This is a genomic window from Aeromicrobium sp. Leaf289 (assembly GCF_001423335.1).
Classification (GTDB): Bacteria; Actinomycetota; Actinomycetes; order Propionibacteriales; family Nocardioidaceae; genus Aeromicrobium.
Genome location: NZ_LMNK01000004.1, coordinates 110,973 through 123,239 on the forward strand (window position 1 = coordinate 110,973; position 12,267 = coordinate 123,239).

The 12,267-nt window shown below is 72.1% G+C and carries 13 protein-coding genes; 5 read left to right on the plus strand and 8 right to left on the minus strand.

Translation table 11 applies throughout. The features are described 5' to 3' along the window. The first annotated feature begins 23 nt into the window (after positions 1-23). The gene (locus ASF37_RS13095) at positions 24-725 is read left to right on the plus strand and encodes a spermidine synthase (protein WP_056576255.1); all 702 of its coding nucleotides are present in this window, start codon (positions 24-26) and stop codon (positions 723-725) included. 26 nt (positions 726-751) lie between these two features. On the opposite strand, the gene ASF37_RS13100 is transcribed toward ASF37_RS13095, so the two are convergent. Continuing rightward, entirely contained in the window at positions 752-1,195 is a 444-nt protein-coding gene (locus tag ASF37_RS13100) for a hypothetical protein (protein ID WP_056581103.1), read from the minus strand. 91 nt (positions 1,196-1,286) lie between these two features. Here ASF37_RS13100 and ASF37_RS13105 point away from each other — a divergent pair, with 91 nt between their 5' ends. Further along, positions 1,287-2,444, plus strand: coding sequence for a PQQ-dependent sugar dehydrogenase (locus ASF37_RS13105; protein WP_056581105.1), 1,158 nt, complete (start codon positions 1,287-1,289; stop codon positions 2,442-2,444). 602 nt (positions 2,445-3,046) lie between these two features. Here ASF37_RS13105 and ASF37_RS13110 read toward each other — a convergent pair. Both ASF37_RS13110 and ASF37_RS13115 read right to left on the minus strand, forming a co-directional pair. Beyond that, positions 3,047-4,003: an SDR family NAD(P)-dependent oxidoreductase gene (locus ASF37_RS13110; RefSeq protein ID WP_056581108.1), complete on the minus strand. Its 957-nt coding sequence runs from the start codon at positions 4,001-4,003 to the stop codon at positions 3,047-3,049. Beyond that, complete coding sequence (locus tag ASF37_RS13115) at positions 4,000-5,226, minus strand: FAD-binding domain-containing protein (protein WP_056581112.1); 1,227 nt, start codon at positions 5,224-5,226, stop codon at positions 4,000-4,002. Before ASF37_RS13115 ends, ASF37_RS13110 begins: the two co-directional genes overlap by 4 nt. Positions 5,227-5,330: 104 nt before the next feature. On the opposite strand from ASF37_RS13115, the gene ASF37_RS13120 reads away from it, so the two are divergent. Then, positions 5,331-7,007 carry a protein kinase gene (locus ASF37_RS13120; protein ID WP_055965612.1) on the plus strand — a complete coding sequence of 559 codons (1,677 nt, stop codon included), beginning with the start codon at positions 5,331-5,333 and terminating at the stop codon, positions 7,005-7,007. Between the two features lie 18 nt (positions 7,008-7,025). On the opposite strand, the gene ASF37_RS13125 is transcribed toward ASF37_RS13120, so the two are convergent. Beyond that, positions 7,026-7,853 carry a MerR family transcriptional regulator gene (locus tag ASF37_RS13125; protein ID WP_055965615.1) on the minus strand — a complete coding sequence of 276 codons (828 nt, stop codon included), beginning with the start codon at positions 7,851-7,853 and terminating at the stop codon, positions 7,026-7,028. A gap of 78 nt (positions 7,854-7,931) precedes the next feature. On the opposite strand from ASF37_RS13125, the gene ASF37_RS13130 reads away from it, so the two are divergent. Then, positions 7,932-8,300, plus strand: coding sequence for a nuclear transport factor 2 family protein (locus ASF37_RS13130; RefSeq protein WP_055965617.1), 369 nt, complete (start codon positions 7,932-7,934; stop codon positions 8,298-8,300). A 1-nt stretch (position 8,301) separates the two neighbouring features. On the opposite strand, the gene ASF37_RS13135 is transcribed toward ASF37_RS13130, so the two are convergent. Next, complete coding sequence (locus ASF37_RS13135; protein WP_056581116.1) at positions 8,302-8,901, minus strand: maleylpyruvate isomerase N-terminal domain-containing protein; 600 nt, start codon at positions 8,899-8,901, stop codon at positions 8,302-8,304. Between the two features lie 63 nt (positions 8,902-8,964). On the opposite strand from ASF37_RS13135, the gene ASF37_RS13140 reads away from it, so the two are divergent. Beyond that, positions 8,965-9,402: a VOC family protein gene (locus ASF37_RS13140; protein WP_056581118.1), complete on the plus strand. Its 438-nt coding sequence runs from the start codon at positions 8,965-8,967 to the stop codon at positions 9,400-9,402. Positions 9,403-9,406: 4 nt separating this feature from the next. Here the strand turns inward: ASF37_RS13140 and ASF37_RS13145 are convergent, their stop codons facing one another. The 3 genes from ASF37_RS13145 to ASF37_RS13155 form a co-directional block, all read right to left on the minus strand. Further along, the gene (locus ASF37_RS13145) at positions 9,407-9,910 is read right to left on the minus strand and encodes a thermonuclease family protein (protein ID WP_056581122.1); all 504 of its coding nucleotides are present in this window, start codon (positions 9,908-9,910) and stop codon (positions 9,407-9,409) included. Positions 9,911-10,020: 110 nt separating this feature from the next. After that, entirely contained in the window at positions 10,021-11,520 is a 1,500-nt protein-coding gene (locus ASF37_RS13150; protein ID WP_056581124.1) for a S8 family serine peptidase, read from the minus strand. Between the two features lie 174 nt (positions 11,521-11,694). After that, complete coding sequence (locus tag ASF37_RS13155) at positions 11,695-12,252, minus strand: dihydrofolate reductase family protein (RefSeq protein WP_056581127.1); 558 nt, start codon at positions 12,250-12,252, stop codon at positions 11,695-11,697. Positions 12,253-12,267 lie beyond the last annotated feature (15 nt).

The window sequence follows — 12,267 nt, forward strand, 5'->3', positions numbered from 1 at the left end:
GACGCGTCCGAAGGAGGGGTTCGATGGTGAGGTTCGAGGAGCTCGACTGGGCCGAGACCCCGTGGGGCCTCATCGTGCTGCGGCGGCGGTTCGACCTCGCCACCCAGCGCGACGTGCACGAGGTCAAGCTGGGCGACGACTACCTCATGTCGAGCCAGTTCACCGTCAGCGAGCGGGCGCTCGCGACCCTGGGCCTCGACGCCGCCGACGGTGACGAGCTGCGCGTCCTGGTCGGTGGGCTGGGACTCGGCTACACCGCCTTCGAGGCGCTGCGCGACGACCGCGTCACCGAGCTGATCGTCGTGGACGCACTGGCTCCCGTCATCTCCTGGCACCGCGACGAGCTGTTCGACGACACCCGCGGTCTCGCCACGGACCCCCGCACCAGCCTGGTGCAGGACGACTTCTTCGACCTCGTGCGTGCCGAACGGCTCGAGCGGCCGGTCGACGTGCTGCTCGTCGACATCGACCACGCACCCGACCGCGTGCTGCGCACCGACCACGGTGACTTCTACACCGTCGAGGGCCAGCAGGCGGCCGCGCGCATGCTCACGCCGGGCGGGATCTTCGGGCTGTGGTCCGACGAGCCGCCGGACACCGAGTTCGTCGCCGTGATGCGCGCGGCGTTCGCCGAGGCCGAGGCGCACGTCGTCACGTTCGACAACCCGCTGACCGGGGGGACGTCCACCGCGACGATCTACGTGGCCCGGCGCGACGCCGCCTGAGCGTCGCGGCTGGTCAGTGGGGCTGGTCAGTCGGGGCTCGCCTCGTGGTGACGCCGGCCGCGCGTGCGCCGGTCCTCCTTCATCTCGGCCTCGAAGAGGTGCGGCTTGCCCTCCGCGAGGTCGTCGCGGGCGGCACGCTCGAGGTCGCGGAAGGTGGCGTAGTAGCCCTCGTCGTACTCCTCCACGAGCTGGAAGGTCCACCGGCCCTCGATGACGTTGCGGCCGATGAGCTCGGTCTCGACCCGGTCGGCCAGCTCGGCGTGACCGGCCTCGCGCAGCATGTCGGCCGCCTCGCCGGCCTGAAGGTCCGCATGTCCGGACAGGCGGTGGAACGCGTACAGCGAGCCACGGGCCTCCTCGACGGCCTCGAGCGCCTCGCTCAGCTTCCCTAGCGCCTCGACCGTGGCGTCGGTGACGCCGTCGGGTCGACGGTGGCGGTCGGCGGGACGGTCCTGCTGCTCAGCGGTCATGTCTCCACCGTCGCACCATCGGACGATCGCGGCATCCGCTGCGAGGTCGCGCAGACCTGCGGACCTTGGCGGGGTCGGCGAGACTCGAGGCATGAGGCTTCTCGGACTGGGACTGGCGGCCGTGCTCGTGGCGGGCTGCTCCAGCGACACCGACCGCAGCGACGACGCGGAGGCCACGCCCGGCTCGACGTCGGCGTCGAGCGCGAGCGGCAACCCGCCGTTCAAGGTGGAGGAGATCGACGCCTTCGACGCCCCGTGGGCCATGACGTTCCTGCCCGGCAGTGGTGACCTGCTCGTGACCGAGCGCACCGGCACCCTGCACCTGCGCGACGCCGAGACCGGCGACCGCGTCGAGGTCGACGGCGTGCCCGACGTCGCGGTGGCGGGCCAAGGCGGTCTGGGCGACGTGGTCGCCGGGCCGACCTTCGAGGACGACCAGCAGGTGTTCCTCAGCTGGGTGGAGCCCGGCTCCGGAGGCAGTGGCGCCGTCGTCGGCCGCGCGACGCTCGAGACGTCCGGCGACGAGGCGTCGCTGGCCGACCTCGAGGTCATCTGGCGCCAGACGCCCAAGGTCTCGGGCAACGGGCACTTCTCGCACCGCATCGCCGTGGACCCCGACGGCGAGCACCTGTTCGTGTCGTCGGGTGACCGGCAGAAGAAGACGCCGGCGCAAGACACGTCGAACACACTGGGCACGATCGTGCGGCTCACGCTCGACGGCGAGCCGGCCGAGGGCAACCCGCTGGCCGACGAGGGCGGCGCCTCGGCCGAGATCTGGAGCTACGGGCACCGCAACCCGCTGGGCCTTGAGTTCGCTCCGGACGGCACCCTCTGGTCCAGCGAGATGGGTCCCGAGGGCGGCGACGAGCTGAACGTGATCGAGAAGGGCGCCAACTACGGCTGGCCCGAGGCGTCGAACGGCAGCGACTACGGCGGTGGCGAGATCCCCGACCACGCCGACGGCGACGGCTTCGAGGCGCCGAAGACCGGCTGGACGCCGTCGATCTCCCCGGGCAGCCTGATGATCTACACCGGCGACCTGTTCCCGGAGTGGACGGGCGACGCGTTCCTCGGCGCGCTGTCCGGCGAGGCGCTCGTGCGGGTCGACGTCGACGGCACCACCGCGGGCGACGACGAGACGCTCTGGGACGGCGAGCGCGTCCGCGCCGTCGAGCAGGCCCCCGACGGCTCCATCTGGATCCTGGAGGACGAGGGCTCCGGCCGCCTGCTCCGCCTCGCCCCCGCCTGACGGCGGTGGGTGATTCCCAGGTCGACCTGGGAATCACCCAGCGTTCTGAGGCGGCTGGCCCTTCGCTCGCCGCTGCGCTGCTCGGTCCGGCTCTGAGGTGCTGCTGTGACGCTCCGGCCGTCCTTTCACGTGCTGCTGCGTCGCTGTGAGTCCGAGTGGGTGTGGTCTCCGAAAGGCCTCGACCGGAGCAAGGATTCTCTTTCTGCGTGGAACGGTCCACGAGAAGGGAGAATCTCTGCCCACCCACCCACCGCACGACGCGGCCCGGCCGACGCAGGATTCTGCCTTCGCGTGCAGAGACCCGAACGATGCTGCGTTCACGACGGGATCCCGTAGCGAACGCAGCATCCTTCGACCCATCACCCACGAACGCAGAACCTTGCGACCCCCGAGCCGCGCTCCGAGTGCTCGCCCGAGCCCGGACCCGTCCGCCGGTCGAGGCCCTTTCGGAGACCGCTCCCACTCGTAGCCACGGTGACGCAGCCGTAGGCCAAGACCCAGCCGAGGGAGCTCCGCAGCAAGCGGTGGTCCAGCCGAGCGACGCAGCAGCAGTCGAGACCCCGGCCACGACGACGCCCCAGCCGGCGAGAGCCCTTCGACGCTCAGCGCACGGGGTGACCGGCCTCGGCCAGCAGCTCGACCGACCGGTCCCAGAGAGCGCGGGCCGCGTCGGGGTCGAGGGCGTAGGCCCGGACGCCGTGCACGCCGTCGACGATCTGGTCGACGACCTCGGCCTCGTGGCAGTCCTCGAAGTAGCGACCACCCGAGCCGACCACCTCGGGGTGGACGGCGAGCAGCACCGACGTCGCCGCGCCCTGCTCGGGGGTCTTCACGACGCCCGAACCGGCCGTCTGCCGCTTGAGGTCCTCCAGGTGCGAGGGGTCCCAGTGCTTCTGCAGGCCCGTCCAGATGCCGCCGGGCATGAGGGCGTCCGCGGTGATCCCCTCGTCGGCCCACCGACGGGTCAGCTCGACGGCGAAGAGCACGTTGGCCGTCTTCGACTGCCCGTAGGCGAGTCCTGGGTCGTAGGCGCGCCGCTCGAACATCAGGTCGTCGAGCACGACGGGGGAGGACCCGTGGCCGCTGGAGGAGACGACGACCACCCGGGCCGCGTCGGCGTCGGCGAGCGCGTCGTGCAGACCGAGCGTCAGGGCGAAGTGGCCGAGGTGGTTGGTCGCGAGCTGGAGCTCCCAGCCGTGCTTCGTCGTGCGGTGCGGCGTGTCCATGACGCCGGCGTTGTTCACGAGCACGTCGAGCGGGCCCTCCCAGGCCGCGACGAACGCGTCGACGGAGTCGAGGTCGGTGAGGTCGAGGTGTGCGCCCCGGACCTGGGTGTTGCCCGTGGTGCCGACGACGTCCGCGGCGGCGCGCTCGGCGGCCGCCAGGTCGCGGGTCGCGATCGTCACGGACGCACCGGCCGACGCGAGCGCACGCGCCGTCTCGATGCCGATGCCCGACGCTCCTCCGGTCACGACGACGGTGCGCCCGGTGAGGTCGATCCCGTCGACGACCTCGAGGGCCGTGCTGTGGGCGCCGAGGTCGGCCAGTGGTGTGGTCATCGGTGGACTCCCTTGCGCCAGGCGCTGTACGAGGTGAGACGTTGCGAGGTCGGTCGCTCCAGCCACTGCCACGGGTGGACCACGGCGAGGTCGAGGTGCGCCGCCCGGTTCGTGAACCACGGCACCGGCGCGAAGGTGGCGGCAAGCGGTCGGCCGGCCAGCTCCTCGCCGACGTCGCCGAGCCGCACCTCGACGTCACGACGGGACGCGAGGTCGGCCAGGCACTCGGCGAGGAACACGAGCCGCTTGCCGGACAGGCGCAGCTCGCGCAGCTTCGGCTCGTCGAAGACGTAGACCACCGGGAGGTCGGGTTGGGCCACGAGGGCGGGGTCGGCGTCGCCGAGCGACTCGGGCGTGAGCCAGACGGCCTCGGGCGTTCCCTCGACCACTGGTGAGTCCGGACCCGGGCCAGGTGCGCCGGCGGCGTGCCCGACGCGGACCGGGGCGTGCTCGACATCGGGCCCGGGCGTGGCGTCCGGCCACCCCTGGATCGGACACGCGTCGCGGAGGGCGCACCCCCGGCACAGCTCGGGGGCTCTCTTCTCGACCTGCCAGCGGCTGAAGCCGTAGGGCTTTCCGGTGCCCGCGCCGACGGTCCACTGCCAGCCGAGCCGGTTGGCGGCGCGCGAACCGTCGAGCAGGTGCCGGTAGAAGTGGTCCTCGCCCGCACGCCAGTCGCGTCCGTGCCGGACGGTCCAGTGGGAGGCGAACCACATGCGCGTCTGGTTCACGAGCCAGCCGTCGGTCTCCAGCGACGTCTGCACCCAGTCGATGCAGGCCATCTGCTCGTCCCAGTCGGGGTCGACGTCGGAGTGCGGCGGCTCCCGGCGCAAGGGCTCGCGCATGGCGGGTCCGAGCCGGGCGTAGACATGGCGGGCGTACTCCTGCCAGAGCAGCTCGTCGCGGTAGCGGCGGCGGTCCGCCGCGGGAGCGTCAGCCACGGCGTCCCACATCGTCGGCAGGTCCAGCAGGCCGTGGGTGATGTACGGCGAGAGCCGGCTGGCGCCCCGCCGAGACTTCGGCAGCACGGTCGAGCGCGAACGCGCGTAGCCCGCGACGTCGAGGCCGGCGAGGGCGGTGTCGGCCGCGGTCTGCCCGCCGCGGTGCCCGCCGGGGCGGACGGCGTCGGGTCCCTCGAGCGTCAGGCTGCCGAGGTGCTCGGCCACCCACGCCACGACCGCGTCGGTGTTGTCGACCGGCGGCAACGGGGGGAGCGAGGGCACGCGACCAGCGTGCCACCGGCCGAGCCGCCCGACGACTCGAAACGAGGCGAACCGGGACGCTCTTCCCAGAGGCGCACCCCGGCGGGCTGTCCTAACCTGGCCTGATGGCCGAACGCTTGAACGACCGCTACGAGCTGGGCGAGGTGCTGGGCTCCGGCGGCATGGGTCAGGTCTACCGCGCCCGCGACCTGCGCCTCGGTCGCGACGTGGCCGTCAAGGTCCTGCGTGGCGACCGCGTCGGCGACGACGCCGCTCGGGCGAGATTCATGGCGGAGGCCCGGACGTCGGGCCTGCTGAACCACCCCGGCATCGCGACGGTCCACGACGTCGGCGAGGACGACGCGAGCCCCGACGGCGACCCCTTCATCGTCATGCAGCTCGTCGAGGGCGTCCCGCTGTCGGACGTGCTGCGACGGCGCGGTGCGCTGGGCGTCGAGCCCGTCGAGCGGCTCCTCGGTGGTGTCGGCGACGCGCTCGCCGCGGCGCACGAGGCCGGAGTGGTGCACCGCGACGTCAAGCCCGCCAACATCGTGCTGTCCACCGACTCGCGGCCGGTGCTCGTGGACTTCGGCATCGCCCTGGGGGTGGCGCCGGAGCCGCTCACCGAGACCGGTGCCGTGCTCGGGACGGTCGAGTACATCAGCCCGGAGCAGGCACGCGGACAGACCGCCACGGGCGCGTCCGACGTCTACTCGCTCGGTCTGGTCGCCTACCAGTGCCTCACCGGCACGTCGCCGTTCCGCCGCGAGACGTCCGTGGCCGCAGCGCTGGCCCAGGTGAGCGAGGAGCTCCCGGCGCTGCCCGCGTCGGTGCCGGACGAGCTGGCGCGCCTGGTCGTGGCGATGACGGCCAAGGATCCTGCGCTGCGCCCGACCGCTGCACAGGTTCGCGACACCGTGGAGCGCAGCACCGGCGGAGCGACGTCGGTGATCCCCGCGCTGACCGACGCGCCGACCGGCCCGATGACGGTCGCGCACACCGGTCCGGCGACCGTCGTCTCGCCCGCACCGCTGGCGGCTGCCGGGGCGGCGTCGGCGACCACGCAGGTGCCGGCGCAGGACGACGAGCGACGGCGCGGTGCCACCCGGACACGGATGTTCGCCGGTGTGGCCGCCCTGGCCGTCGTCGCGCTGCTGATCGGCATGAGCGGCGGGCTGTTCGGCGGCGTGTTCGGTGGGGACGACCCCACCGTGCCCGACGTCGTCGGCCGGTCGGTCGACGACGCCACCGACGAGGTCGAGGACGCTGGCGGGCGAGTGCGCATCACGGAGGTCGACGCCCCGGACGTCGAGAAGGGCGTCGTGGCCGCGCAGAGTCCTCGCGCCGGTGGGCCGCTCGCCGACGGTGACGTGGTCACCCTCGAGGTGGCCTCCGGCTTCGTCTCGGTGCCCGACGACCTGGTGGGCACGTCGGTCGACGACGCCACCGACGCGCTCGAGAAGCTCGGCTTCGACGTGAAGACCTCCCCGGTCGCGTCGGCTGAGCCGGCGGGCACGGTGTTGGCGCTCGACCGCACGGGTCGCCAGGAGGTGGGCGCGACCGTCACGTTGTCGGTCTCGTCGGGCTCCGGGTCGGGCACGTCCGGCGGGGAGGACCCGGCCGAGCCCAGGGACAAGAAGCCCGAGGAGCCGAAGGGCGAGGAGAAGAAGGAGCCCAAGGAGGAGAAGCCGGCGAAGCCGAAGGACGAGGAGCCGTCCGAGACCGTCGAGCCGATCGAGGAGACCGCCGAGCAGGCGGACACGACGGCCGGTGGGAAGGGCAAGGGCCAGGGCAGGCCCTGACCGTTCGGGACGCCGCGGTCAGTCGGTGCTCAGGGACGACAGGCGCAGCACGGGCCAGCCGATCTCGGTGCGCCAGGCAGTCGGTTCGGACGTGTCGCGCGGGCCGACCAGGTACGTCTCGTGCACGACGTCGCCGATGGTGAGGACGTGCTCGCCGACCCAGGAGCCCAGCCGGGCGTAGGACTCGTCGATGGTCCCGTGGTCACCCTCGTGCACGACCACGGCCAGCTCGACGGCCGGGAGGTCGAGAACCTCCACGCCCGCCACGGGGTTGACCCGGGCGTCGTGGTCGACCGTGTACTCGAGACTGACCGAACCCGTGCCGTCGGCGAAGAGTGCGTTGGCGTACCGGCCCGACAGCGGGCCTCGACGTGACGCAGGCTCCACGGCGGCGTCGAGGACCGCGACGGCAGCGTCGTACCAGTCGAGGACGTCGTCGTGGTCAACGGTCGCGCGTACCGCGGCGACCGACCGCGACGGCAGGGTGCGCAGCTCGACCACGGGATCGGGGTCGGGCTGCAGCAGCCGGTGCAGGGCGGTGACGGCCGACCGGGTCCGCGCGAGCTCGGCTTCGAGCCGCTGGAGGTGCTCGGCGATGATCGACGACCGCTGCGCCGGGTCGTCGGTGGCCATGACCGTCTTCACCTGGGGGAGCGGAAGGTCGAGCTCGCGCAGACGGTGGATGACGCGCGCCGTGGCGATCTGCTCGTGGGTGTAGCGGCGGTACCCGCTGGAGGCGTCCACCTCGGCCGGCTCGAGCACGCCGGCCTGGTGGTAGTGGCGCAGCGTACGGATCGACAGGTGAGTCAGGGCGGCGAAGTCGCCGATCGTCATGGCGCTGCTCATGCTCACACTCTGCACCCTCTCCCTGCTGGAGGGTCCAGTGCTTGACCCTCCAGCAGGGAGAGGGTCCACGGTCGTGCCATGAGCACCTACGAGAACCAGACCGTCACCCTGTCCCTCGACGCACTGCCGAGTGCTGTGCGCACCTTCGTCACGGCCCACCAGGCCCACGACCGCGAGACCGAGCTGTCGTGCTTCGCCGAGGACGCGACCGTGACCGACGAGGGCCACACCCACACCGGGCTCGCCCAGCTGCGCGCGTGGCTCGGCAAGGCGGAGAGCGAGTACACCTACACGACCGAGGTCACGGGCGCCGCGAGCGCGGGCACCGATCGCTACGACGTCGTGCACCACCTCGAGGGCGACTTCCCAGGAGGCGTCGTGGACCTGCACTTCCGCTTCGTCCTCGACGCCGCCGGTCGGATCGCCTCGCTCGTGATCGAGCCTTGAGCTACCCCAGGAGGGGGTAGTCGGGCTCGTCGCTGGGCAGACGTCCGGTGGCGCGGAGCACCTCGTCCGCGCCGTCGGCCGGCAGAGGGCGTCCACGGAGCTTCGCGAGCACCCGCACGGTGTGCTCCAGTGCGTCGGCCGGGGGAGTGCCGTGCGCGTCGAGCAGGTGCACGGTGGCCTCGACGACGAGCGTCGAGCACAGGTTCTCGACCGTCAGGGAATGTCCTTGCGTGCTGACCAGTGCCGACGTCGGGCTCGACGCCGCTTGCACGACGGCCGCCGACGTGCCGCGCCACTCCTCGACCAGCTGTTCCTGGTCGTAGGCCGCGGCGCACGCGACCACGAAGCGGGCGTGGGAGGCCCCACCGTCTCCCTCGTCCGGGTGGAACGACCGCCAGTAGGTGACCGCGTCGACGTCCGGGTCGACGTGCGCGGGCGTGGCGAGCGCGACCAGCGCGCGGCGGGCGTCGAGGAGCTGGTGGAGCAGCAGCTCCTTCACGGTCCATGCGCTTGCCCGCGACGGCCGACCGAGCTGCTCCGGCTCCAGGCCGTCGAGGTGGTCGGTCCAGGCGGCGTACACGGACGCGAGCGCGGGTGCCATGCGTCCATCGTGCACCGGCCGAGGACGGTTGACATCCGGGCGCACGCGGAGGTGGATGGACCCATGACGCAGCTGCCTCGCCTCGACCACGTCAACGTGACCGTCGCCGACCTCGACGCGACGATCGCCTTCTTCACCGGTCTCGGGCTGGAGCTGGACGCCCGGATGACGATCGAGGGGGAGTTCCTCGACACCGTCGTCGGGATGGAGGACGCGAGCACCGAGACCGTCTGGCTGCGACCGCCGGGCGGCGGGGGAGCGCTGGAGGTCTCGCGCTACGACCGACCCGGCACGGTGGCCGCCGACGCCGCAGCGCCGAACGTCGTGGGCCTGCGGGCGGTGTGCCTGGAGATCACCGACCTCCGCGCCACGGTGGAGCGGCTGCTGGCCGACGGTCACGAGCTCGTGGGCGAGGTCGGCGAGCACGAGGGCACGTGGCTCATGGCCTACGTCCGCGGGCCCGAGGGGATCATCGTGTCCCTGACCGAGCGCATCGGCTGACACGTCAGCGGCAGGCCGGCTTCTTCGCCGAGGCGAACGCGTCGTCGAGGCGATCGGCGAGGTCGGGGTGGTCGCCCCGGAACGGGTCCAGGTAGCGGTCGTCCGCGAGGCCGCTCCGGGCGAGGGCGACGTTGAGGGAGCGCCCCTCGCCGTCAAGGACCTCGGCCACGACCCGCCCGTAGTCGTCCTCGTCGTAGGCGTCGGCCGTGAAGCCGCCGGCCAGGAAGTCCCGGGTGAAGGCCTCGGCCTCGTCGAAGCACCGCTCGTCGGGCTCGGGGGTGTTCACCATGCCGAGCCGGTACTCGCGGCCGTCGGAGGCGTCGAAGGAGTCGCCGTCCTTGAGATCGGTCACCGTGAGGCGCCCGGTCGTGCTCGTGCTGGTGGTCGGGGGCTTCGCGGCGCCGCCGTCGTCGGACGTGATGCCCAGCTCCGAGACGGCCAGCCACACGAGGGCGAGGATGCCGACGCCCCAGACCAGCCGGCCGGCGCGGGAGGGGGCGGAGCTCACCGGCCCAGCATGGCAGCGGACGGGTGCTCCGCGGGTGGAACGACACGGAGCGGCCCCTAGCGCGTGGCTCGGGACCGCTCCGTCAGGTGGTGCAGTCCGTCAGGCGGGTGCTACCGGACGGCGTCGAGCGCGTCGACCATGCCGTTGCCGGCATAGCTGTTGTTCGCCGCCGACCCCTTGCACGGGGCTCCGCCGGCACCGACCGCCTGCTCCGGCGCGCAGGGCCGCTGGTCGGCCTGCTTGGCCAGCTGCTTCAGCATCTTCTTCGGACCCCAGGTCGGGTGCTGCGACTTCATCAGCGCCGCCACGCCCGCCACGTGCGGCGACGCCATCGACGTGCCGCTCTTGAGGCCGTAGCCGTTGTCCTTCACGATCGTCGACAGGATCGACGAGCCGGGAGCCGCGACGTCGATGATGTTCAGACCGCGGTTGGAGAAGTACGACAGCTGGGTCTCGTTGGTCGCACCGATCCGCGCGTACGACGAGACGGTGACGACGTCGGGCAGCTCGGTCGGGATGTCGAGGCACCCGTTGTTGATGGTGCGCTCGATCGGCGTGCTGTCGTTCGGGCTGGTGTCGTTGGTCGTGTTGTTCGTCAGGTCGGTGCCGGAGTTTCCGGCGGCCGCGACGTGCAGCGCGCCCTGCTTGGTCGACCACTTCACGGCACGGCCGACGGCGTCGAGCACGGCGCCCTGGTCGGCCTGGTCCTTGCACCAGTACTCGAACGGGTCGATGTAGTAGCTGTTGTTGGTGACGTCCATGCCCTTGAGGCCGGCCCACATGAAGCCGCAGATGGCGTACTCGGGGTAGATGAACCCGTCGTCGTTGACGACCTTGACCGAGGCCATGCGCACGTTCGGCGCGACGCCGGTGATGCCGACGCCGTTGCGGTCGGCGCCGATGGTGCCGGCCACGTGGGTGCCGTGGTCGCTGGTGGTCGGCTGCCAGCCGGTGGCCGAGCGGTCGACCGTGCCGGCGTCGGTGCAGTTGACCGAGTTCTTGACGTCGATGTTCGCGGCCAGGTCGGGGTGGTCGGCGTCGATGCCGCTGTCGAGCACGCCGACCAGCACCTTCTTCGACCCGTCGGTGATCTCGTGGGCGTGGTCGGCCTTGATGTGCGCCATGTCCCACTGCTCGCCCTCGCGCGGGTCGGGCTTCACGTACTCGTCGGCGGTGTTGGCGAACTCCTCCTTGACCACGCCCTGGCTCTTGCGCAGCGTGGTGGCCCCGGTGCGCTCGCTGACCGGGACGGTGCGGGTGGCGCCGACCGACGCGACGCTCTTGCGGCCGAGACGGTAGACGTCGGCGCGGAAGTCGGCGTGGGTCGAGTGCGCGACGATCACGCCGATCTGCGGCCACTGCTGGATGACCGTGCCGCCGGCCTTCTTCACGATGGCGCGCGCGTCGGCGGTGCCGGTGGCGTTCGCCTTCTTGGCGTTGACCACGTAGCTGCTGACCTGGCCCTCGGGCGTGGCGATCGGCACGGGCGTGGACGGTGCGCGATTGGATGGGGCGGTGGTGGCGGCGCCGGCGCTGGTGAGCGTGGTGGCGACGACCCCGAGGGCCAGAGTGACGGCCCCGATGGTGAGCCCGCGTCGGGCTCGAGACATACCTGTGTTCACGTGTTGTCCCCCCTAGGAACTGCCGGCGGCCGCGAGAACGCGACGCAGAGACCGGCCTGTTCACCTCACCACACGGCACGGACAGCGTCCAGGTCCCGGCGGTTGCGATGTGGTTTCGGCACGCACCGGTCTCGCGGTGCCGAGCGTCGACGTGGGTCGGGCTCAGCGGCGGCGCAGGCGCAGGTACGTGACTGCGTCGAGCCGTCCCTCGTCGACGAGCTCGAGGTCGAGGTTCGCGTCGTCGGGGAAGGCCCGGAGGCCGCTCCCCACGACCTTCGGCACGATGTAGAGGCGGAACTCGTCCACGAGGCCGGCGCGGATGGCCGGTGCTGCGGTGGTGGGGCCGAAGATCTCGACGTCGCCGGGTGCGTCGCGCACGATCTGCTCCAGCTCGTCGAGCTCGAGGTGCGGCACGAGGCGCGCACCCTTCGAGAGGTCGTCCTGCGACAACGTGGACGACGCGACGATCTTCTCGGTCGCCGCCCACAGCCTGGCCCACTCGTGCTCGGCAGGGCCCCACGCGCCGGGCTCCGGCTCGGCGTCCCAGTACGCCATGAGCAGGTGGGTCTTGCGTCCGTGCACCTCGGTGGACACCTGGGACAACCGTTCGATGTGCGCGGCGAACACGGCGTCGCCCGGTCCGGCCCACTGGAAGTCGCCGTCGGCGTCGGCCACGTATCCGTCGACGGACATGGTGGCGGTGAACGTCAGGGTGCCCATGGGGCAGCGTACGTC